General features: G+C 72.5%; 19 protein-coding genes. 15 read left to right on the forward strand and 4 right to left on the reverse strand.

From position 1 onward, the window contains the following. The first annotated feature begins 12 nt into the window (after nt 1–12). Nucleotides 13–1,245 (forward strand): radical SAM family heme chaperone HemW, encoded by a 1,233-nt coding sequence (hemW, locus tag AC07F0_RS13395; protein WP_478978045.1) that lies wholly within the window; start codon nt 13–15, stop codon nt 1,243–1,245. A 327-nt stretch (nt 1,246–1,572) separates the two neighbouring features. Here hemW and AC07F0_RS13400 read toward each other — a convergent pair whose 3' ends face one another. Together AC07F0_RS13400 and AC07F0_RS13405 are read right to left on the reverse strand one after the other, a co-directional pair. Continuing rightward, nucleotides 1,573–2,376: a DUF3097 domain-containing protein gene (locus tag AC07F0_RS13400; RefSeq protein ID WP_478978048.1), complete on the reverse strand. Its 804-nt coding sequence runs from the start codon at nt 2,374–2,376 to the stop codon at nt 1,573–1,575. A gap of 31 nt (nt 2,377–2,407) precedes the next feature. Further along, complete coding sequence (locus AC07F0_RS13405) at nt 2,408–3,139, reverse strand: MBL fold metallo-hydrolase (protein WP_478978051.1); 732 nt, start codon at nt 3,137–3,139, stop codon at nt 2,408–2,410. Nucleotides 3,140–3,309: 170 nt separating this feature from the next. Here AC07F0_RS13405 and hrcA point away from each other — a divergent pair, with 170 nt between their 5' ends. The 10 genes from hrcA to AC07F0_RS13455 all read left to right on the forward strand — a co-directional run bounded on the left by hrcA (nt 3,310) and on the right by AC07F0_RS13455 (nt 14,209). After that, a complete protein-coding gene (gene hrcA, locus AC07F0_RS13410) occupies nt 3,310–4,326 on the forward strand; it encodes a heat-inducible transcriptional repressor HrcA (RefSeq protein ID WP_478978054.1) in 1,017 nt (338 codons plus the stop codon). After that, the gene (gene dnaJ / locus AC07F0_RS13415; RefSeq protein WP_020270536.1) at nt 4,326–5,462 is read left to right on the forward strand and encodes a molecular chaperone DnaJ; all 1,137 of its coding nucleotides are present in this window, start codon (nt 4,326–4,328) and stop codon (nt 5,460–5,462) included. Before hrcA ends, dnaJ begins: the two co-directional genes overlap by 1 nt. 214 nt (nt 5,463–5,676) lie before the next feature. Beyond that, the gene (locus AC07F0_RS13420; RefSeq protein WP_478978057.1) at nt 5,677–6,798 is read left to right on the forward strand and encodes a nitronate monooxygenase; all 1,122 of its coding nucleotides are present in this window, start codon (nt 5,677–5,679) and stop codon (nt 6,796–6,798) included. Continuing rightward, nucleotides 6,795–7,535 (forward strand): 16S rRNA (uracil(1498)-N(3))-methyltransferase, encoded by a 741-nt coding sequence (locus AC07F0_RS13425; protein ID WP_478978060.1) that lies wholly within the window; start codon nt 6,795–6,797, stop codon nt 7,533–7,535. The genes AC07F0_RS13420 and AC07F0_RS13425 overlap by 4 nt, the downstream gene beginning before the upstream one ends. Before the next feature lie 18 nt (nt 7,536–7,553). Further along, nucleotides 7,554–7,946 (forward strand): VOC family protein, encoded by a 393-nt coding sequence (locus AC07F0_RS13430; protein ID WP_436731073.1) that lies wholly within the window; start codon nt 7,554–7,556, stop codon nt 7,944–7,946. Between the two features lie 49 nt (nt 7,947–7,995). Then, complete coding sequence (locus tag AC07F0_RS13435; protein ID WP_478978063.1) at nt 7,996–8,553, forward strand: hypothetical protein; 558 nt, start codon at nt 7,996–7,998, stop codon at nt 8,551–8,553. Nucleotides 8,554–8,598: 45 nt separating this feature from the next. After that, a complete protein-coding gene (locus AC07F0_RS13440; RefSeq protein WP_478978066.1) occupies nt 8,599–11,802 on the forward strand; it encodes a S41 family peptidase in 3,204 nt (1,067 codons plus the stop codon). Between the two features lie 122 nt (nt 11,803–11,924). Further along, nucleotides 11,925–12,278, forward strand: coding sequence for a histidine triad nucleotide-binding protein (locus AC07F0_RS13445; protein ID WP_478978069.1), 354 nt, complete (start codon nt 11,925–11,927; stop codon nt 12,276–12,278). 12 nt (nt 12,279–12,290) lie between these two features. Further along, the gene (locus tag AC07F0_RS13450; protein ID WP_478978072.1) at nt 12,291–13,196 is read left to right on the forward strand and encodes a ribonuclease Z; all 906 of its coding nucleotides are present in this window, start codon (nt 12,291–12,293) and stop codon (nt 13,194–13,196) included. Nucleotides 13,197–13,216: 20 nt separating this feature from the next. Then, nucleotides 13,217–14,209, forward strand: coding sequence for an adenosine deaminase (locus AC07F0_RS13455; RefSeq protein ID WP_478978075.1), 993 nt, complete (start codon nt 13,217–13,219; stop codon nt 14,207–14,209). Between the two features lie 48 nt (nt 14,210–14,257). Here AC07F0_RS13455 and AC07F0_RS13460 read toward each other — a convergent pair whose 3' ends face one another. Together AC07F0_RS13460 and AC07F0_RS13465 are read right to left on the reverse strand one after the other, a co-directional pair. Continuing rightward, nucleotides 14,258–15,571: an MFS transporter gene (locus AC07F0_RS13460; RefSeq protein ID WP_478978077.1), complete on the reverse strand. Its 1,314-nt coding sequence runs from the start codon at nt 15,569–15,571 to the stop codon at nt 14,258–14,260. Nucleotides 15,572–15,773: 202 nt separating this feature from the next. Beyond that, nucleotides 15,774–16,553 carry an IclR family transcriptional regulator gene (locus tag AC07F0_RS13465; protein WP_478978080.1) on the reverse strand — a complete coding sequence of 260 codons (780 nt, stop codon included), beginning with the start codon at nt 16,551–16,553 and terminating at the stop codon, nt 15,774–15,776. Nucleotides 16,554–16,652: 99 nt separating this feature from the next. Between AC07F0_RS13465 and AC07F0_RS13470 the strand changes: the two genes are divergently transcribed. From AC07F0_RS13470 to AC07F0_RS13485, 4 genes are all read left to right on the forward strand, one after another. Beyond that, nucleotides 16,653–17,612: a 5-dehydro-4-deoxyglucarate dehydratase gene (locus AC07F0_RS13470; RefSeq protein ID WP_478978083.1), complete on the forward strand. Its 960-nt coding sequence runs from the start codon at nt 16,653–16,655 to the stop codon at nt 17,610–17,612. After that, complete coding sequence (locus AC07F0_RS13475) at nt 17,609–18,898, forward strand: glucarate dehydratase family protein (RefSeq protein ID WP_478978086.1); 1,290 nt, start codon at nt 17,609–17,611, stop codon at nt 18,896–18,898. The genes AC07F0_RS13470 and AC07F0_RS13475 overlap by 4 nt, the downstream gene beginning before the upstream one ends. 137 nt (nt 18,899–19,035) lie before the next feature. Further along, nucleotides 19,036–20,172 (forward strand): carbohydrate kinase family protein, encoded by a 1,137-nt coding sequence (locus tag AC07F0_RS13480; protein WP_478978089.1) that lies wholly within the window; start codon nt 19,036–19,038, stop codon nt 20,170–20,172. A gap of 169 nt (nt 20,173–20,341) precedes the next feature. Then, entirely contained in the window at nt 20,342–21,409 is a 1,068-nt protein-coding gene (locus AC07F0_RS13485) for a PhoH family protein (protein ID WP_078945087.1), read from the forward strand. Nucleotide 21,410 lies beyond the last annotated feature (1 nt).

Raw genomic sequence — 21,410 nt, forward strand, 5'->3', positions numbered from 1 at the left:
ACAATGGAACGTATGCCTTCCGCACTCCCCGACGGCGAGCCCGTCCCCGACGACGGCGCGCTGCCCGCGTCCGCCCTCGCCGGGGCCGCCGACCGTCCGCTCGGGTTCTACCTGCACGTCCCGTACTGCGCGACCCGCTGCGGCTACTGCGACTTCAACACCTACACGGCGACCGAGCTGCGCGGCACCGGTGGCGTGCTGGCCTCACGCGACAACTACGCCGAGACGCTGGTCGACGAGGTCCGGCTGGCGCGGAAGGTGCTCGGGGACGACCCGCGGCCCGTTCGTACGGTGTTCGTGGGCGGGGGGACGCCCACCCTGCTCGACGCCGGTGACCTGGTGCGGATGCTCGCGGCCGTCCGTGACGAGTTCGGGCTGGCGGAGGACGCCGAGGTCACGACCGAGGCGAACCCGGAGTCGGTGGATCCGGCGTATCTGGAGGCCCTGCGTGAGGGGGGCTTCAACCGGATCTCCTTCGGGATGCAGAGTGCGCGGCAGCATGTACTGAAGGTGCTGGACCGGACGCATACGCCGGGGCGGCCGGAGGCGTGTGTCGCGGAGGCCCGGGCGGCCGGGTTCGAGCATGTGAACCTCGACCTGATCTACGGCACGCCGGGGGAGTCCGACGACGACTGGCGGGCGTCGCTGGACGCGGTGCTGGGGGCCGGGCCGGACCATGTCAGCGCGTACGCCCTGATCGTCGAGGAGGGGACGCAGCTGGCTCGGCGGATCCGCCGGGGCGAGGTGCCGATGACCGACGACGATGTGCATGCCGACCGGTACCTGATCGCGGACGAGGTTCTCTCGGGCGCGGGCTTCGAGTGGTACGAGGTGTCGAACTGGGCCACGTCGAAGGCGGGGCGCTGTCTGCACAACGAGCTGTACTGGCGGGGAGCCGACTGGTGGGGGGCCGGGCCGGGCGCGCACAGCCATGTGGGCGGGGTGCGGTGGTGGAACGTGAAGCATCCCGGGGCGTATGCGGCGGCGCTGGCGGCGGGGCGGTCGCCCGGTGCGGGGCGTGAGGTGCTGTCGGAGGAGGACCGGCGGGTCGAGCGGATTCTGCTGGAGTTGCGGCTGCGGGACGGTGTGCCGTTGTCGTTGCTGCGGGAGGAGGGGCTGGCTGCCTCGCGCAGGGCGTTGTCGGACGGGCTTCTGGATGCCGCTCCGTACGAGGAGGGGCATGCTGTGCTGACGTTGCAGGGGCGGTTGCTGGCCGATGCGGTGGTGAGGGACCTCGTGGACTGAGGTGCTGCGGCGTTGGTGCTGGGCCGGGTGGGACCGCAGCCCGGCGGAGCGGGGTGCCGCTGCGCCCACCCGTGCCGCCCCTAGGGCCTGTTGCGAAAGTGCCCTCTGCCGCGCGACGCCCGGCACCCCCACTGCCTTGAGGGCGTGGGAGGTGCCCCCACTCGCCGCACTGCCCGAAAGCCCGAGTACGCCCAGCACGAGGGCTTCCGGGCGGCACTCCCCCAGCCTTCGGCCGGGGGGACCCCCAGAGCACGCACCGGACGCCGCGCGGCCGTCCTCCGGGCGACGAGGCCACTTTCGCAACAGGAGCGGCACGACTGCCCGCAGCTAGGGAGCCGTCACGAAGTCGATCAGTTCCTCGACTCTGCCCAGCAGTTCCGGCTCCAGGTCCTTGTACGACCGGACGCCCGACAGGATCCGCTGCCAGGCCGCTCCCGTGTTCTCCGGCCAGCCCAGCGCCCTGCACACCCCCGTCTTCCAGTCCTGGCCGCGCGGGACCCGGGGCCACGCCTCGATGCCCAGGGACGACGGTTTCACCGCCTCCCAGATGTCGATGTAGGGGTGGCCGACGACCAGGGCGTGGTCGCTCGTCACCGACTGCGCGATGCGCCACTCCTTCGAGCCCGGCACCAGGTGGTCCACCAGGACGCCCAGCCGCGCGTCCGGGCCGGGGGCGAAGTCGGCGACGATCGACGGCAGGTCGTCGACGCCCTCCAGGTACTCCACGACCACGCCCTCGATGCGCAGGTCGTCGCCCCAGACCTTCTCGACCAGCTCGGCGTCGTGCCGGCCCTCGACGTAGATGCGCCCGGCGCGGGCCACGCGGGCGCGGGCGCCGGGGACGGCCACCGAACCGGACGCCGTACGGGTGGGACGGGCGGGGCCTGCGGGCGAGGGGCGGACCAGGGTCACGACCCTGCCCTCCAGGAGGAACCCGCGCGGCTCCAAGGGGAACACCCGGTGCTTGCCGAAGCGGTCCTCCAGGGTCACCGTGCCCGCCTCACAGCGGATCACCGCGCCGCAGAAACCTGTCCCGGTCTCCTCGACCACCAGGCCCGGCTCCGCCGGAACCTCGGGGACCGGCTGCGGCTTCTTCCACGGCGGAGTCAGATCGGGCGAGTACTGGCGCATTCTGATGACGATAGGAGAAGCCGGTGGGTGGTCACGGAGACACGCCGAAACCGGCGGCCAGCGCGTCGCGCTGGGCGCGGACGAACGCCGCGTCCACCACCGCTCCGTGACCGGGCACGTACAGCGCGTCCTCGCCGCCCAGGTCGAGCAGCCGGTCCAGGGCGGCCGGCCAGTGCGAGGGCACGGCGTCGGGGCCCGCCTGCGGCTCGCCGGACTCCTCGACCAGGTCGCCGCAGAAGACGACCTCCGGATCGCCCGGCACCAGGACCGCCAGGTCGTGCGCGGTGTGCCCGGGGCCCACGTTCGCCAGCAGGACCTGGCGCCCGCCGCCCAGGTCGAGGGTCCACTCGCCGGAGACCAGGTGGCGGGGCGCGACCAGCCGGTCCGCCGCCTCCCGCGCGGTGGTCTCCGCCAGGCCGTGGCGCACCGCGTCCGCGCGGAGCTCCTCGTGGTCCCGCAGGCGCGTCAGCACCGCGTCCACGCCCACCGCGCCGAACACCTCCGCGTCCGTGAACTCCGCCACCCCGAAGACATGGTCGAAGTGGGGATGGGTCAGCGCGAGATGCGTCACACGGTGACCGGTGAGGGACCGCGCCTGCTCGCGCAACCGCGCGCCCTCGGCCGGGCTCGACCCCGCGTCGATCATGAGGACCGCGCCCTCACCGGCGACCAGCCCCGCCGTGCAGTCCCACACCGGGAGCCGGCACCGCCCCACCCCCGCGGCCACGCGCTCCCATCCGAGCTCTTCCCAAGTCACCGTCATACAGCGACGCTAGCGGTGACCGCCGCCCCGGGCACGACAGCACGCGACCAGCCTTGCCGGGGGCGTACCCCACAGCCGTACACTGGGCGGGGAATGCTGGCACTCGCACGCGCAGAGTGCCAGGCCCACAGGCAGGACACCAGGCGGACGACTTCTGGAGGTGCGCGCGAATGCTCAGTGAACGCAGGCTCCAGGTGCTGCGCGCCATCGTCCAGGACTACGTCGGCACCGAGGAGCCGGTCGGCTCCAAGGCCCTCACCGAGCGGCACAACCTCGGCGTCTCGCCGGCCACCGTCCGCAACGACATGGCGGCCCTGGAGGACGAGGGGTACATCGCCCAGCCGCACACCAGCGCCGGGCGCATCCCCACCGACAAGGGCTACCGGCTGTTCGTGGACAAGCTGGCCGGCGTCAAGCCGATGACCGCGCCCGAGCGGCGCGCGATCCAGAACTTCCTCGAGGGCGCCGTCGATCTCGACGACGTCGTGGCGCGGACGGTACGGCTGCTGGCCCAGCTCACACGCCAGGTCGCCGTCGTGCAGTACCCGTCGCTGACCCGCTCGACCGTGCGGCACGTGGAGCTGCTCGCTCTCGCGCCCGCGCGGCTGATGCTCGTGCTGATCACGGACACCGGGCGGGTCGAGCAGCGCGTGGTCGACTGCCCGGCGCCCTTCGGCGAGGCCTCGCTCGCGGATCTGCGCGCGCGGCTCAACAGCCGGGTGGCGAACCGCCGTTTCACGGATGTGCCGAGTCTGGTGGAGGATCTGCCGGAGGCGTTCGAGCACGAGGACCGGGGTACGGTCTCCACGGTGCTCTCCACACTTCTGGAGACGCTCGTCGAGGAGAACGAGGAGCGGCTGATGATCGGCGGCACCGCCAACCTGACCCGCTTCGGGCACGACTTTCCCCTCACGATCCGGCCGGTGCTGGAGGCGCTGGAGGAGCAGGTGGTGCTCCTCAAGCTGCTCGGCGAGGCGCAGGATCCGGGCATGACCGTACGGATCGGTCATGAGAACGCCCACGAAGGACTCAACTCCACGTCCGTCGTGTCGGTCGGCTACGGTTCGGGCGGCGAGGCTGTCGCCAAGCTCGGCGTGGTCGGACCGACCCGCATGGACTACCCGGGAACGATGGGAGCGGTACGCGCAGTGGCACGGTACGTCGGACAGATCCTGGCGGAGTCGTAGTGGCCACGGACTACTACGCCGTACTCGGCGTGCGCCGCGACGCGTCGCAGGAAGAGATCAAGAAGGCCTTCCGGCGGCTCGCGCGCGAGCTGCACCCGGACGTCAACCCCGATCCGAAGACCCAGGAGCGGTTCAAGGAGATCAACGCCGCCTACGAGGTGCTGTCGGACCCGCAGAAGAAGCAGGTCTACGACCTCGGCGGCGACCCGCTCTCGCAGGCCGGAGGCGGCGGCGCGGGCGGCTTCGGGGCCGGCGGCTTCGGGAACTTCTCCGACATCATGGACGCGTTCTTCGGCACGGCGTCGCAGCGCGGACCGCGCTCGCGCACCCGCCGCGGCCAGGACGCGATGATCCGCATCGAGGTGGAGCTCGACGAGGCGGCCTTCGGCACGACGAAGGACATCCAGGTCGACACGGCGGTCGTCTGCAACACCTGTAACGGTGAGGGCGCGGCGCCGGGCACCTCCGCCCAGACGTGTGACATGTGCCGCGGTCGCGGTGAGGTGTCCCAGGTCACGCGGTCCTTCCTCGGCCAGGTCATGACCTCGCGCCCCTGCCCGCAGTGCCAGGGCTTCGGCACGGTGGTGCCCACGCCGTGCCCGGAGTGCGCGGGCGACGGGCGCGTGCGGTCCCGCCGTACGCTCACGGTCAAGATCCCGGCCGGTGTCGACAACGGCACGCGGATTCAGCTCGCCGGTGAGGGCGAGGTCGGGCCCGGCGGCGGTCCCGCGGGCGACCTGTACGTCGAGATCCACGAACTGCCGCACTCGCAGTTCCAGCGGCGCGGCGACGACCTGCACTGCACGGTCACGCTCCCGATGACGGCGGCCGCCCTCGGCACGAAGGTGCCGCTGGAGACGCTGGACGGCCTGGAGGAGGTCGACATCCGCCCGGGCACCCAGTCCGGCCAGTCGATCCCGCTGCACGGGCGCGGTGTCACGCACCTGCGGGGCGGCGGACGCGGCGACCTCATCGTCCACGTCGAGGTCCAGACCCCGAACAAGCTGGACGTCGAGCAGGAGCGCCTGCTGCGCGAGCTGGCCAAGCTGCGCGGCGAGGAACGGCCCACGGGTCAGTTCCAGCCAGGGCAGCAGGGGCTGTTCTCTCGGCTGAAGGACGCGTTCAACGGGCGCTGAGGTCGGTGGCCCGGTGGCTGCTGGGGGTCCGGGGGTCGGCCCCCGGGCGGGCGCGGTCAGCCGGGGCAGCAGGGGTTGTTCTCTCGGCTGAAGGACGCGTTCAACGGGCGCTGACGCCGGCTTCCCAGGGGGGCGGCAGGTGGCTTTTCCTCTGGTCTATGCCACACGGCAGGCCGGTTTCGGAGTAGTCCGGAGGACGTGACAACATGCGGTCATGTCCTCCGCGCTGACCGATCTCTTCCCCCACCCGATCGTGCAGGCCCCCATGGCGGGCGGCGTCTCCGTGCCGAAACTCGCCGCCGCCGTGTGCGAGGCGGGCGGGCTCGGGTTCCTCGCCGCCGGGTACAAGACCGCCGACGGGATGTACGAGGAGATCAAGCAGCTGAGGAGCCTCACCGGCAGGCCCTTCGGCGTGAACCTCTTCATGCCGCAGCCGGAGTACCCCGGTGCGAGCACCGGCTCCACGGGAGCGGCTGGCGCCGCGCCCGCTTCTGCCGCCGCCATCGACGTCTACGCCCACCAGCTGGCCGGCGAGGCCTCCTGGTACGAGGCCGAGCTCGGCGACCCCGACAGCGGCCGCGACGACGGCTACGAGACCAAACTCGCGGTCCTGCGCGACAACCCCGTGCCGGTGGTGTCGTTCCACTTCGGCACACCGAGCCGGGAGGTCGTCGACGCCCTGCACCGGGTCGGCACCTTCGTCCTGGTCACCGCCACCACCCCCGACGAGGCCCGGGCCGTCGAGCGGTCCGGCGCGGACGCGGTCATCGCGCAGGGCGTCGAGGCCGGCGGCCACCAGGGCACGCACCGGGACATCCCCGAGACGGACGGCTGCGGCATCGGGCTGCTGTCGCTGGTCGCCCAGGTCCGGGAGACCGTGAACATCCCGATCATCGCCGCCGGCGGCATCATGCGCGGCGGCCAGATCGCCGCGGTCCTCGCGGCGGGCGCGAGCGCGGCCCAGCTCGGCACCGCGTTCCTCGCCACCGCCGAGTCGGGCGCGAACGCCCTGCACAAGCAGGCGCTGACCAACCCCCTGTTCGTCCGTACGGAGCTGACCCGGGCCTTCTCCGGACGCCCGGCGCGCGGCCTGGTCAACCGCTTCCTGCGCGAGCACGGCCCGTACGCGCCCGCCGCCTATCCCGAGATCCACCACCTCACCTCGCCGCTGCGCAAGGCCGCCGCCAAGGCGGGGGACGCGCAGGGCATGGCGCTGTGGGCCGGGCAGGGGCACCGGATGGCGCGGGAGCTGCCCGCCGGGCAGCTGGTGGAGGTGCTGGCCGGTGAACTCGCCGCGGCGCGGACAGCGCTGTCGGGCGGAGGCGGAATCCGATGACGGCTCCGGTGTTCGTGGTCGAGCACTTCGACGCGGCCGGGGGCGGCCGTCATGTCCTCGACGGCCCGGAGGGGCGGCACGCCGTCTCCGTGAAGCGGCTGCGGCCCGGTGAGGACGTCGTCCTCACGGACGGGGCCGGGCGCTGGGCGGACGGCGTGGTGCTCGACACCGAGGGCAAGGACCGGCTGATCGTCCGGCTGGACCCCGTGATCGAGGAACCGCCGGAGCAGCCCCGCCTCACCGTCGTCCAGGCGCTGCCCAAGGGCGACCGCGGGGAGCTGGCCGTCGAGACGATGACGGAGGTCGGCGTCGACGCGATCGTGCCGTGGGCGGCGGCGCGCTGCATCACGCAGTGGAAGGGCGACCGCGGACTGAAGGCGCTGGGCAAGTGGCGGGCGACGGCCCGGGAGGCGGGCAAGCAGTCTCGCCGGGTGCGCTTCCCGCAGGTCGCGGAGGCGGCGACGACCAAGCAGGTCGCCGCGCTGCTGGCCGCTGCCGACTTCGCCGCCGTGCTGCACGAGAGCGGGGACGAGGCACTGGCGACGGCCGAACTGCCGTCGTCCGGTGACATCGTGCTCGTCGTGGGACCCGAAGGGGGCGTGGCGCCGGAGGAGTTGGCGCTGTTCGCACAAGCGGGGGGCAAGGCGTATCGCCTCGGGCGCAGTGTGCTGCGCACATCGACTGCCGGGACGGCGGCCGCGGCCGTGCTCCTGGCTCGCACCGGCCGCTGGACCTGAACCCTTCTCGGAGGCACCGTGGAACTCGCACAGGTACGACTGCTCGTGACCGACTTCGCCGCCTGCTACCACTTCTACGGCGAGGTCCTCGGCCTCAAGCCGCAGTCGGGGGCGGTGGACGGGCCGTACGAGAAGTTCAGCCCCGCCGTCGGCTCCGCGGGGATCGCGTTGCAGGACCGCTCGATGATGGCCGAGATCCTTGACGAGCTGGGCGACACGGCGAACGGCCACCGCTCCCTGGTGGTCCTGCGCGTCGACGCCCTGAACGGGTACTGCGAGGAGATCACGATGCGCGGCGCCACGATCCTCCACGGCCCGACCCACCTGACCGACCGCCTGCGCGTCGCCCACCTCAAGGACCCCGAGGGCAACTTGGTCGAGCTGCAGGAGTGGTTGCTGCTGCGCGGCTGACGCCTTTGCGCCCTACCGCGCGGCCCCCGACGGTGGCAGGCTCCCCTCCATGGGGGCACTGAGGAGGATTTGGCGAGGGCCGCGCAACCGTACGGTGGCGGTCGCGGTGACCTGCGCGGTGGCTGTCGTCGGCGGCGTGGTGGCGTGTGAACCCGGTGGCGGGATCAGCTCCGCGACCGTCGCGTACACCACCGACGAAGCCGTCACCAAGGAGCTCAACCGGCAGAAGGCGGGCGTGCGCTGGCTGACGTGCACCGGGTCCTACGGGGATTCCGGCCAGGGCGGGAAGCCGTCGCCGTCGGCGAGTGAGAGGACCGTCGTCACCGTCGACTGCGAGGGGGAGACGGAGGACGGGAAGGACATCACCGTCGACGGCGAGGTCACCCACGCTGTGGACGGCGCCTGTGTACGCGGGAACATCACCGCCAAGGTCGACGGCAAGGTGTGGTTCGAGGTCGACGGACTCGGTGACTGCGACTCCACCAGCCCGCCGCCCGTCGGAGGCGGTCCCTCGAACGGGCAGCCCGGTCCCACCGTCACCGTGACCGTCACGCAGACCATCTGGTGCGATCGGTACCCGGACTGCCGCCCTGTGGAGGGCAAGTGATCCGAACCCTGTCCGTACGACGGCCTCCCTGCATAGGGTGATCGGGTGACACAGTCCGCATCGCCTGCTTACCTCCGCTTCCCCCACGTGCACGGTGACCTGGTCGCCTTCACCGCCGAGGACGACGTGTGGCTCGCTCCCCTCGACGGCGGACGGGCCTGGCGGGTCAGCGCCGAGAACGTGCCGGTGACCCTGCCCCGTATCTCGCCCGACGGCACCACGGTCGCCTGGACCTCCACCCGCGACGGTGCCCCCGAGGTGCACATCGCCCCGGTCGACGGCGGCCCCGCCAAGCGCCTGACGTACTGGGGCAGTCTGAAGACCCAGGTGCGCGGCTGGACCCCGGACGGCGACGTGCTCGCGATCAGCTCCCAGGGCCAGGCGAGCCTGCGCCGCACCTGGGCGCGTGCCGTCCCGCTCGACGGCGGTCCGGCCACCATCCTGCCGTACGGGCCGGTCGGTGACATCGCCTACGGGCCGAGCGTCGTCCTGCTGTCCGCGCCGATGGGGCGTGAGGCCGCCTGGTGGAAGCGGTACCGGGGCGGTACGGCGGGCAAGTTGTGGATCGACCGGGACGGCGACGGGGAGTTCGCCCGGCTGCACGAGGAGCTCGACGGGAACATCGAGTATCCGCTGTGGGTGGGGGACCGGATCGCCTTCCTCTCCGACCACGAGGGCACCGGCGCGCTGTACTCCTCCCTCGCCGACGGGTCCGACCTGCGCCGGCACACCCCGCTCGACGGCTTCTATGCCCGGCATGCCGCGACCGACGGCACCCGTGTCGTCTACTCCAGCGCCGGTGAACTGTGGGTGCTGGACGACCTGGACGGGGCCGAGCCGCGGCGGCTCGACGTGCGGCTCGGCGGACAGCGCGTCGACCTCCAGCCGTTCCCCGTGAACGCCTCCCGCTGGTTCGGGTCGGCGTCCCCGGACCACACCGCGCGCGGCAGCGCCGTGTCCGTGCGCGGCTGCGTCCACTGGGTCACCCACCGCTCCGGCCCGGCCCGCGCCCTGGCCGCGACGCCCGGCGTCCGGGCCCGGCTGCCGCGGACGTTCCGCGCGGACGGCGAGGAGTGGGTGGTATGGGTCACGGACGCGGAGGGCGACGACGCCCTGGAGTTCGCGCCCGCCACCGGCCTCGCACCCGGGGCGACACCGCGCCGGCTCGCCGCCGGGCAGCTCGGCAGGGTGCTGGAGCTCGCCATGGCACCGGACGGCAGTCGCGCGGCCGTGGCCTGCCACGACGGCCGTCTGCTGCTCGTCGAGAGGGAGACGGGCGAAGTGCGGGAGGTGGACCGCAGCGATGACGGCGATGTCTCGGGGCTGGTCTTCTCCCCCGACTCGTCCTGGCTCGCCTGGTCCCACCCCGGCCCGCGGCCCCTGTCGCAGCTGAAGCTCGCCAACACCACCGACCTGTCGGTCACCGAGGCGACCCCGTTGCGCTTCCAGGACTACGCGCCGGCGTTCACGACGGACGGCAAGCACCTCGCGTTCCTGTCGACGCGCTCCTTCGACCCGGTCTACGACGAGCACGTCTTCGACCTGGCCTTCGTGGAGGGCGCCCGGCCGCATCTGATCACGCTCGCGGCCACCACGCCCTCCCCGTTCGGGCCGCAGCGGCACGGCCGGTCCTTCGAGACGCCCGACCGGGAGGAGACCCCCGACAGCGAGGGCACCCCCACCACCCGTATCGACCTCGAAGGCCTCGCCGACCGCATCGTGCCCTTCCCGGTCGAGGCCGCCCGCTACTCCAACCTGCGGGCCGCCAAGGACGGCGTGCTATGGCTGCGCCACCCGGTCGCCGGTGTGCTCGGCGCGTCCCGGGCCACCCCCGACGACCCCGAGCCCAAGTCCGAGCTGGAGCGCTACGACCTCGCCCAGCAGCGCGTCGAGCATCTCGCCGTCGACGCCGACCACTTCGAGGTCAGCGGCGACGGCAAGCGGGTGCTGTTGTGGACCGACGGGCGGCTGAAGGTCGTCCCCAGCGACCGGCGCGCCTCCGGCGACGACGACAGCGACACCAACATCACCGTCGATCTGGGCCGCGTACGCCAGTTCGTCGACCCGGCCGCCGAGTGGCGGCAGATGTTCGACGAGAACGGCCGCATCATGCGTGACCACTTCTGGCGGCCGGACATGAGCGGCGTCGACTGGGCCGGCGTCCTCGACCGCTACCGGCCGGTCGTGGACCGGCTCGCCACCCACGACGACCTGGTCGACCTGCTGTGGGAGGTGCAGGGCGAACTCGGCACCTCGCACGCCTACGTCACCCCGCGCGGCGGCTTCGGTGGCGGCCCCCGCCAGGGCCTGCTCGGCGCGGACATCTCCCGTCACGAGGACGGCAGTTGGCGCGTCGACCGCATCCTGCCCTCCGAGACCTCCGACCCGGACGCGCGCAGCCCGCTGGCCGCGCCCGGCGTCGCCGTACGCCCCGGGGACGCGATCCTCGCCATCAGCGGCCAGCCGGTCGACCCGGTGACCGGCCCCGGCCCGCTGCTGATCGGCACGGCGGGCAAGCCGGTCGAGCTGACCATCTCCCCGTCCGGCGGCGGCGACCCGCGGCACGCCGTCGTCGTCCCGGTCGCCGACGAGGAGCCGCTGCGCTACCACGCCTGGGTCGCCGACCGGCGCGCCTACGTCCACGAGAAGTCCGGCGGCCGCCTCGGCTACCTCCACGTCCCGGACATGCAGGCCCCCGGCTGGGCCCAGATCCACCGCGACCTGCGTGTCGAGGTGGCCCGCGAGGGCCTGGTCGTCGACGTCCGGGAGAACCGCGGCGGTCACACCTCCCAGCTGGTCGTCGAGAAACTCGCCCGCCGTATCGTCGGCTGGGCCGTCCCGCGCGGCATGCGCCCCTACAGCTACCCCGAGGACGCCCCCCGCGGCCCCGTCGTGGCCGTCGCCAACGAGTTCTCCGGCTCCGACGGCGACATCGTCAACGCCGCGATCAAGGCCCTGGGCCTCGGCCCGGTGGTCGGCACTCGCACCTGGGGCGGCGTCATCGGCATCGACAGCCGCTACCGCCTGGTCGACGGCACCCTGGTCACCCAGCCCAAGTACGCCTTCTGGCTGGAGGGCTACGAGTGGGGAGTGGAGAACCACGGGGTGGATCCCGACGTGGAGATCCTCCAACGCCCGCAGGACTATGCTGCGGGAAGGGACACCCAACTGGACGAGGCGATCCGGCTGGCGTTGGAGGCCCTGGAGTCCAGTCCCGCCAAGACGCCCCCGAGTCTGCCGGCCTCTTAGGGGCGCGGGGCTGCGTCGATGTGCGGCTCCGCCGCGTGGGCGCGACCAGCCACAAACGGCCCGCACCCGACGACGATACGATGCCCGACCAAGACCGCATTCGGCTGACCCTCGGAGGGAAAATGGCAGGGGAGCCCCAGGAAGACTGCCTGTTCTGCAAGATCGTCGCCGGAACCATCCCGGCGACGATCGTCCGCCAGACAGACACCACCGTCGCGTTCCGCGACATCAACCCCCAGGCCCCCACGCACGTCCTGATCATCCCCAAGGCGCACTACGAGAACGCCGCCGTCCTCGCCGCCGCCGACCCGGCCCTCACCGCGGACGTGCTCCGCGAAGCCCAGGCCGTCGCCGACGAGGAAAAGCTGGACAGCTACCGCCTCGTCTTCAACACCGGCAGCGGCGCCGGCCAGACGGTCTGGCACGTGCACGGCCACGTGCTCGGCGGCCGCGGCCTCGAATGGCCCCCCGGATAACGGGACAACGCCTTGTCCGTACGCGAACTCGTGGTGCTCGGCACCGCCAGCCAGGTCCCGACCCGCCACCGCAACCACAACGGCTACCTGCTCCGCTGGGACGGCGAGGGCATCCTGTTCGACCCCGGCGAGGGCACGCAGCGCCAGATGGTGCGGGCCGGGGTCGCCGCGCACGACCTGAACCGGATCTGCGTCACGCACTTCCACGGCGACCACGCACTCGGTCTGCCCGGGGTCATCCAGCGCATCAACCTCGACCAGGTGCCGCACGAGATCACCGCCCATTACCCGAAGTCCGGGCAGCGCTTCTACGAGCGTCTCCAGTACGCCACGCCCTACCGCGCGACCGTCTTCATCACCGAGGCCCCGGCCGACGGGGACGGCGTGCTCGCGGTCACGCCGTCGTACACGCTGGACGCCCGCAGGCTGTCGCACTCGATCGAGTCGTACGGCTACCGGATCGTCGAGCACGACGGCCGCCGGATGCTGCCCGAGCGGCTCGCCGCGCACGGCATCAAGGGACCGGACGTCGGCCGGATCCAGCGCGAGGGTTCGCTCGGCGGGGTCTCCCTCGAGGACGTCAGCGAGGTACGGCGCGGGCAGCGGTTCGCGTTCGTCATGGACACCCGGCTGTGCGAGGGGGTGTACGCGCTCGCCGAGGGCTGCGACATGCTCGTCATCGAGTCGACCTTCCTCGACGAGGACGAGCAACTCGCGGTGGAACACGGCCACCTGACGGCTGGTCAGGCCGCCCGGGTGGCCCGGGACGGCGGTGTGCGGCACCTCGTGCTGACCCACTTCAGCCAGCGCTACACCGACCCGGACGAGTTCGAGCGGCAGGCGCGGGCGGCGGGCTACGAGGGGGAGCTGACCGTGGCGCACGATCTGCTGAGGGTGCCGGTTCCGAAGCGTCGGTGAAACGGCCGTACGATGAATTGATGTCCCTCCCCAAAGCCGAACTGCACCTTCATATCGAAGGCACCCTGGAACCGGAACTCGCCTTCGAGCTCGCCACGCGCAACGGCCTCACGCTGCCGTACGCGGACACGGACGAGCTGCGCGAGGCCTACCGGTTCGAGGACCTCCAGTCGTTCCTGAACCTGTACTACGAGCTCATGGCCGTCCTGCGCACCGAGCGGGACTTCGAGGACCTCGCGAACGCCTACCTCGAACGCGCCGCCGCCCAGGGCGTGCGGCACGCGGAGATCTTCTTCGACCCGCAGGCCCACACCAGCCGCGGTCTGGAGCTCGGCACGGTCGTCGAGGGGCTGTGGCGGGCGCTCGGCGACAGCGAGTCCCGGCACGGCGTCTCGACCCGGCTGATCCTGTGCTTCCTGCGCGACGAGTCCGCCGAGTCGGCCCTGGCGACCCTGGACGCCGCCAAGCCGTACCTGGACCGGATCACCGGCGTCGGACTCGACTCGGCCGAGGTCGGGCATCCGCCGGCGAAGTTCCGCGAGGTGTACGAGGCCGCTGCCGCGCTCGGTCTGCGGCGGGTCGCGCACGCCGGTGAGGAGGGGCCGCCGGAGTACATCACCGAGGCGCTGGACGTCCTCGGCGTCGAGCGGGTCGACCACGGGCTGCGCTGCGTGGAGGACCCGGGCCTGGTGGAGAGGCTGGTGCGGGAGCGGGTGCCGCTGACGCTGTGCCCCCTGTCGAACGTCCGGCTGCGCACCGTCGACACTCTCGCCGACCATCCGCTGCCCGCCATGCTGGAGGCGGGCCTGATGTGCACGGTGCACTCGGACGATCCGGCGTACTTCGGCGGGTACGCCGGTGACAATTTCGACGCCGTCCGCGACACCCTCGGCCTGAGCGAGGAGCGGCTGCGCGAGCTCGCCCGCAACTCCTTCCTCGCCTCGTTTCTGGAGGACGACGAGGAGCTGCGGGCGCGGTATCTCGCCGAGGTGGAGGCCTACGAGTTCCGCTGAGGAACCCGCGGCCGTGGCAGACGCCCCGGCCTCGGAGGACCCCCGGCCTCACAGGACCTGCGACCCCGCCTTGCCGTAGGCGCGCTGGGCCGGGACGGCCGGGGCTTCCACGGGGATCTCCACCACCTGCTGTTCGCGGGCGCCGATCTCGGGGACCGCGCCGGTGGGGGTGCCCGTGGTGGCGGCGACCAGGGCGGCCGGGTGGCCGCCGCGGCGGCGGATCGCCCCGGCGAGCAGCGGACGCCCGCTCGTGTGCAGGGCGACGGCGGTCATCGGCAGGGCGACCACCAGCAGACCGGCGGCCAGGATCGCGCCCATGACCGGGAATCCGGCCTGCGCCGACAGCACGCTGCCGGCGAGCGGCCCGGCGGCCGTGCCCAGCGAGGACGCCGAGCCGACGAGCACCGCCCAGCGGCCGCGCGGGTCGAGCGAGGCGGCGAGCCCGATCAGGTACGACAGCACCACCGGATACAGGGTGTTCCAGGCGATCTCGCCGGTGGCGAAGCTCGTCAGGTCGGTCGCGGAGGCGCTGAGCACGATGCAGCCGGCGATCAGGACCGTGCCCGCTCCGATCGGCACCGCGCGTCCCAGCCGCGCCCCGAGCGCGCCCGCCGCGAGGACACCGGTCAGTCCGGCGCCCAGCGCCACGGCGAAGACCGCTCCGACGGTGGCCTCGCCGAGGTGGGCCTGGGTCAGCCCGATCTGTCCGCTGACGCCCCACAGGGAGTTCTGGGCGAGCGACCAGCACAGCATGGCGGCGGCCAGCACCAGGCCCGAACGGGCGTGGGGCAGCCGGGCCTTGTGGTGCCGCGTGGGCGCGGCGGGCGCGCCGGCGGGCAGGCGGCCGGTCAACGGCCATACGGCCAGGGCCGTGAGGGCGATCGCGGCCAGGGGCAGGCCGTGCCCCGGGCCGAGGTGCGGGACCGTCAGATACACGGCGCCCGCGAGGGCGGAGACGGTGAGCAACCCGGCCGTGGAGGCCCGGTGCGGATCCCGCTGGGCGGCTATCAGGGTGGCGGCCACGGTGGTGGCCGTGCCGGATCCGAAGCCGCCGACCATCGCGCCCGCGACGACGGCCGGGACGGCGGTGGTCAGTGCGGCAGCGCCGTAGCCGAGCAGGGCGAGTGCGAGCCCGAGCCGGGCGAGCGTGCGGGCTCCGAGGGCCTCGACCCGTGAGGCCAGGGCGAACCCGGCGGCCGCCGAACTCAGCAGCAGCGCACTGCCGACGGCGCCGGCCTGGGTGGCGGAGAGCGGAAGGCCCGAGTCGAGTCTGCCGACGGTGGTCGGCAGCAGGTACGGGGCGAGGTACCCGGCCGTGAAAAGGGCGACGAGGGGCCAGGGGGTGGTGCGGGGGGCGAGCACGGGCGTTCCCAGGGCATGCGAAAGGAGCGGTGGAGGTGGGGGATTGGCGACGACCGTCGACGGACAGGAACGCGCGGGCAATTTGTATCAAGCAAGTAGTCGTACGAGTTAACCCGCAGCTTGTGATGTGTACCACGTTGTGTTTGATGCGGTGAAGGCCGGGTAGGCGAAGGCCTTTCGCCAGGTGGCGGGGGCGTTTCCGCTAACGCCAGTGCACCGATCCGGCCCCCGGGACCGTCGCCTCCGCCTTCGCCCGGATCTCCCGCATCACGGCGATGATCCGCTCCTCGTGCTCCGGCGTGAGCCGGGCCACCGGCACCGAGCAGCTGATCGCGTCCAGCGCCGGGGTGTCGTAGCGCAGTGCGAACCCGAAGCCGACGATGCCGGTCACGCCCTCTTCCCGGTCCACGGACCAGCCACGCGCCCGTACCTGGGCGAGGTCGGCCGCCAGGGACGCCCGGCTGGTGTGCGTGTTCGGGGTCAGCGCCTCGTACGGCCCCTCGGGCAGGTCCGCGTCCGGGCGCTGTGCCAGCAGGGCCTTGCCCAGGGCTCCGGCGTGCGCGGGCAGGCGCCGCCCCACCCGGCTGATCGTGCGCAGGTACTCGTGCGACTCCCGCGTCGCCAGGTAGGCCACGTCCCGGCCGTCCAGCCGGCCCATGTGGATCGTCTCGCCGAGTGCCTCGGACGCCTCGTCGAGATACGGCCGTACGGCCCGGACCCGGGGGTCGGAGTCGAGGTAGCTGGTGCCGGTGAGCAGGGCGTGGATGCCGATGCCGTACAGGGAGCCGGTGACGTCCGTGCGGACCCAGCCGCGCGAGACCAGGGTCTGGAGCAGCGCGTACATCGAGCTGCGCGGCACGCCGAGTTCGTCGGCCAGCTCCTGCAGCCGGGCCGGGCGGTCGCCGCGCGCCGCCAGGAGTTCCAGCAGTTCGACCGTGCGGGCCGCGGACTTCACTTCGCGGACGCCACCTGTGTCTGACATGTGCCGATCGTAATCGGGCCGCCCCGTGCGGTTGACGTTCGCCCACTCAACCTTCATTCTCATACATAAACGACGTCTACATAAGGAGATGGCGAGGGGATGACCGAGGAGACGACCGTGAGCGCCGGCCCGGGTGCGGTCGCACACCGGCTGCGGAAGGGCATGGCGGGGGGCGTGCTGTCGTTCCCGCTGACCAGCTTCCGCGACGACGGCGGCCTCGACCCGGACGGCTTCCGCGCCTACGTCGCGGACCGGCTCGCCGCCTCGCCCGGAGCCGTCTTCCCCGCCTGCGGCACCGGCGAGTTCTTCTCGCTCGACGAGGACGAGTACCGGCAGGTCGTCACCATCACGGTCGAGGAGGCGGCGGGCCGCGTCCCCGTCGTCGCGGGCATCGGCTACGGCTGGGCGCAGGCCGTCCGGTTCGCGCGCATCGCCGAGGACGCCGGCGCCGACGCGCTCCTCGTGCTGCCGCACTACCTCGTCGCAGCCCCGCAGGACGGACTCGTCGCCCAGCTGGAACAGATCGCCGCCCGCACCCGGCTGCCCCTGATCGCCTACCAGCGCGGCCAGGTCACGTTCACCGCCGAGTCGCTCAGACGCATCGCGGCCCTGCCAGGCGTCATCGGCCTCAAGGACGGCCACAGCGACCTCGACCGGCTCCAGCGCCTCACCCTCGCCGCGCCCGAGGACTTCCTTTTCTTCAACGGCGCCGCCACCGCCGAGATCCAGGCCCGCGCCTACGCCGCCGTCGGCGTCCCCGCCTACTCCTCCGCCGTCCACGCCTTCGCCCCCGAGATCGCCGACGCCTTCTTCACCGCCCTGCGCGACGGCGACCACGGCACCGTCGACAAACTGCTGCGCGGCTTCTACGTCCCGCTCGTCGAACTGCGCGACCGCGTCCCCGGGTACGCCGTGTCGCTGGTGAAGGCGGCGGCCCGGTTGCGCGGCCACCCGGTGGGGCCCGTCCGCGCCCCGCTCACCGACCCCTCGCCCGCCCACCTGGCCGCCCTCACCGCCCTCCTCACCGCGGGACTCGACCTCGTAGGAGCCGCCCAGTGAACCTCGACATCACCGACGTACGGCTGACGCCGATCCTGGTCGCGGACCCGCCGCTGCTCAACACGCAGGGCGTGCACCAGCCCTACACGCCCCGGCTGATCGTCGAGGTCGTCACGGCGGACGGGGTTACCGGCGTGGGGGAGACCTACGGTGACACCAAGTACCTGGAGCTGGCCCGGCCCTTCGCCGAGCGGCTGAAGGGACGGCGGGTCAGCGACCTCAACGGGCTGTTCACGGTCGCGGACCAGGTCGCCGTCGACCGCTCCCGGGTCGAGAACGCCGTGGACGTCGGCGGGCTGCGCGGCGTCCAGACGGCCGACAAGCTGCGTCTCTCCGTCGTCTCCGGCTTCGAGGTCGCGTGCCTCGACGCCCTCGGCAAGGCCCTCGGACTGCCCGTGCACGCGCTGCTCGGCGGCAAGGTGCGCGACGCCGTCGAGTACAGCGCCTACCTGTTCTACAAGTGGGCCGGCCACCCGGAGGGCGTCGCCGGCGAGAAGGACGACTGGGGGGCCGCCGTCGACCCGGCCGGAGTGGTGGCACAGGCCCGCCGGTTCACCGAGCGGTACGGCTTCACCTCCTTCAAGCTCAAGGGCGGTGTCTTCCCGCCCGACGAGGAGATCGCGGCCGTGCGGGCGCTCGCCGAGGCGTTCCCCGGGCACCCGCTGCGGCTCGACCCCAACGGCGCCTGGTCCCCGGAGACCTCGCTGAAGGTGGCGCGGGAGCTCGGGGACGTCCTGGAGTACCTGGAGGACCCGACCCTCGGCACCCCCGCCATGGCCGAGGTCGCCGAGCGGACCGGGGTGCCGCTCGCCACCAACATGTGCGTGACGACCTTCGCCGAGATCAAGGAGGCGTTCACCAGGGGCGCCGTTCAGGTGGTGCTCTCCGACCATCACTACTGGGGCGGACTGCGCAACACCCAGCAGCTGGCGGCCATCTGCCGCACCTTCGGCGTCGGCGTGTCGATGCACTCCAACACCCACCTGGGCATCTCGCTCGCCGCGATGACCCACGTGGCGGCCACCGTCCCGAACCTCCACCACGCCTGCGACTCCCACTACCCGTGGCAGTCGGAGGACGTGCTCACCGAGCGGCTCACCTTCGAGGGCGGCACGGTGGCCGTGCCCGACGCGCCGGGGCTCGGTGTGGAGCTCGACCGTGAGCGGCTGGCCGTGCTGCACCGGCGGTGGCTGGACGACGACGGTGCGCTGTGCGACCGCGACGACGCGGCGGCCATGCGGGTCGCCGACCCGGAGTGGGTGACGCCCTCGATGCCCCGCTGGTAGCCCCCGCTCCCGGTCGCGTGGGGGCGCGCGGCGGCCGGTGCGAGCTGACGGAACGAGTGGGCCTGACGTGATCGGCGTCACGTTGTCGGTGGAGTGGTGCACACTGGCCTGATCCGCACCACGTCAGGGAGCGCATCGTGATCGCGTCCACCGCCCCGGCAGGAAAGGGCCCGGCCGGAAAAGGATCGCACCGCCAGAGCCAGGTCGATCCCCTCGCCCCGCTGCGCGCGCCGGACGACCCGCCCTGGGACGTCTATCTCACCGGCACCGTCTTCCTCGACATCATCTTCACCGGGCTCGACTCCGCCCCGGTGCGCGGGACCGAGTCCTGGGCGCGCGGGATGGGGTCGAGCCCCGGCGGCGTCGCCAACATGGCCACCGCCCTGGCCCGCCTCGGCCTGCGTACGTCCCTCGCGGCGGCCTTCGGCGACGACCACTACGGCGACTACTGCTGGGACGCCCTGGAACACGGCGAGGGCATCGACCTCTCCCCGTCGCGCACGGTGCCCGGCTGGCACTCCCCGGTGACGGTCTCCATGGCCTACGAGGGGGAGCGCACGATGGTCTCCCACGGCCACGAGCCGCCCCCGGAGGAGCCCGCCCCCGAGTGCCCGCCCCGCGCGCGTGCCGCCGTCGCCTCCCTCGCCCCCGGCGTGAGCGCGCCCTGGATCGCCCAGGCCGCGGGCAAGGGCACGCGGGTCTTCGGCGACGTCGGCTGGGACGACACCGGCGCGTGGGACCTGGCGGCGCTGCCCGACCTGCGGCACTGCGAGGCGTTCCTGCCGAACGCGGAGGAGGCCATGCGGTACACCGGCGCGGACTGCCCCAGGGCGGCGGCGCACGCGCTGACCGACTACGTGCCGCTCGCGGTGGTCACGCTCGGGGCGGACGGGGCGTACGCGGTGGACCGGCGTACGGGGGAGACCGCGGAGGTGCCGGCGATCGAGGTCGAGGCGCTCGATCCGACGGGGGCGGGGGACGTGTTCGTCGCCGGGTTCGTGACCGGGACGCTGGCCAACTGGCCGCTGGCGGACCGGCTGGCCTTCGCCGGGCTGACGGCGGCGCTGTCGGTGCAGGAGTTCGGGGGGTCGCTGTCGGCGCCGGGGTGGTCGGAGATCGCGGCGTGGTGGCGGCGGGTGCAGTCGGTGGCGGGGCAGGCCCCGGAGGCCCTGCAGCGGTACGGGTTCCTGGCGGGGCTTGTCTCGGAGGAGTTGGTCAGGCCCTGGCCGTTGCGGCGTGCCGTGCCGACGATCGGGTTCCGGCGCTCGGCGTGACCGTCCCGGCCGAATCGCTCGGCCGAGAGGCCCTGTCGCCTCGGATTCCAACCCCGCCCCCAAAACCCCTACGGCGTTGTCAGTCCCCCGTCGTACCCTGGGAATCGCGAGGCCGCCCTCAGCTACGCGGCCGTGAAGAGGAGGAACCGCAGGCCTTCAGCGCCGGCCCATGACTCAGACACCCACAGCTCACACCCCCGCGCAGGAGCAGGCTAGAGCGCAGTTCACCGTCCCCGCCCAGCACCCCATGGTGACCGTGCTGGGTTCCGGCGACGCCCTCCTGCGCGTGATCGAGAAGGCCTTCCCGGCGGCCGACATCCACGTCCGGGGCAACGAGATCAGCGCGGTCGGCGACCCCGTGGACGTCGCCCTCATCGCCCGCGTGTTCGACGAGATGATGCTGGTGCTCCGCACCGGACAGCCGATGACGGAGGACGCAGTGGAACGCTCGATCGCCATGCTCAAGGCGAGCGAGAACGGGGAGAGCGACGGCCAGGAGACCCCGGCCCAGGTGCTCACACAGAACATCCTGTCCTCGCGAGGCCGCACGATCCGCCCCAAGACGCTCAACCAGAAGCGCTACGTGGACGCGATCGACAAGCACACGATCGTCTTCGGCATCGGCCCGGCGGGCACCGGCAAGACGTACCTGGCGATGGCCAAGGCCGTGCAGGCCCTGCAGTCCAAGCAGGTCAACCGCATCATCCTGACCCGCCCGGCGGTCGAGGCCGGAGAGCGGCTCGGATTCCTCCCGGGCACGCTCTACGAGAAGATCGACCCGTATCTGCGCCCGCTCTACGACGCGCTGCACGACATGCTCGACCCGGACTCGATCCCGCGGCTGATGGCGGCGGGCACGATCGAGGTCGCGCCGCTGGCCTACATGCGCGGCCGCACGCTCAACGACGCCTTCATCATCCTGGACGAGGCCCAGAACACGAGCCCCGAGCAGATGAAGATGTTCCTCACCCGCCTCGGCTTCGACTCGAAGATCGTGATCACCGGTGACGTGACGCAGGTCGACCTCCCGGACGGGACGAAGAGCGGTCTGCGGCAGGTGCAGGACATCCTGGACGGCGTCGAGGACGTCCACTTCTCCCGGCTGTCGTCCCACGACGTCGTCCGGCACAAGCTCGTGGGCCGTATCGTCGACGCGTACGAGCAGTACGACACCAAGCACGGCACCCAGAACGGCGCGCACAAGGGCCGCGGCAAGTCCGGGCACAAGGGGAAGTAGA

It is taken from the genome of Streptomyces sp. NPDC045955 (assembly GCF_056430805.1).

What these genes read in the sequence shown, in the direction of transcription:
- AC07F0_RS13445 (WP_478978069.1), top strand. Translation starts at nt 11,925, where the DNA reads ATGGCAGGGGAGCCCCAGGAAGACTGCCTGTTCTGCAAGATCGTCGCC.
- AC07F0_RS13455 (WP_478978075.1), top strand. Translation starts at nt 13,217, where the DNA reads ATGTCCCTCCCCAAAGCCGAACTGCACCTTCATATCGAAGGCACCCTG.
- AC07F0_RS13470 (WP_478978083.1), top strand. Translation starts at nt 16,653, where the DNA reads ATGACCGAGGAGACGACCGTGAGCGCCGGCCCGGGTGCGGTCGCACAC.
- AC07F0_RS13420 (WP_478978057.1), top strand. Translation starts at nt 5,677, where the DNA reads ATGTCCTCCGCGCTGACCGATCTCTTCCCCCACCCGATCGTGCAGGCC.
- AC07F0_RS13425 (WP_478978060.1), top strand. Translation starts at nt 6,795, where the DNA reads ATGACGGCTCCGGTGTTCGTGGTCGAGCACTTCGACGCGGCCGGGGGC.
- AC07F0_RS13465 (WP_478978080.1), bottom strand. Translation starts at nt 16,553, where the DNA reads ATGTCAGACACAGGTGGCGTCCGCGAAGTGAAGTCCGCGGCCCGCACG.
- AC07F0_RS13435 (WP_478978063.1), top strand. Translation starts at nt 7,996, where the DNA reads ATGGGGGCACTGAGGAGGATTTGGCGAGGGCCGCGCAACCGTACGGTG.
- hemW (WP_478978045.1), top strand. Translation starts at nt 13, where the DNA reads ATGCCTTCCGCACTCCCCGACGGCGAGCCCGTCCCCGACGACGGCGCG.
- hrcA (WP_478978054.1), top strand. Translation starts at nt 3,310, where the DNA reads ATGCTCAGTGAACGCAGGCTCCAGGTGCTGCGCGCCATCGTCCAGGAC.
- AC07F0_RS13400 (WP_478978048.1), bottom strand. Translation starts at nt 2,376, where the DNA reads ATGCGCCAGTACTCGCCCGATCTGACTCCGCCGTGGAAGAAGCCGCAG.
- AC07F0_RS13485 (WP_078945087.1), top strand. Translation starts at nt 20,342, where the DNA reads ATGACTCAGACACCCACAGCTCACACCCCCGCGCAGGAGCAGGCTAGA.
- AC07F0_RS13405 (WP_478978051.1), bottom strand. Translation starts at nt 3,139, where the DNA reads ATGACGGTGACTTGGGAAGAGCTCGGATGGGAGCGCGTGGCCGCGGGG.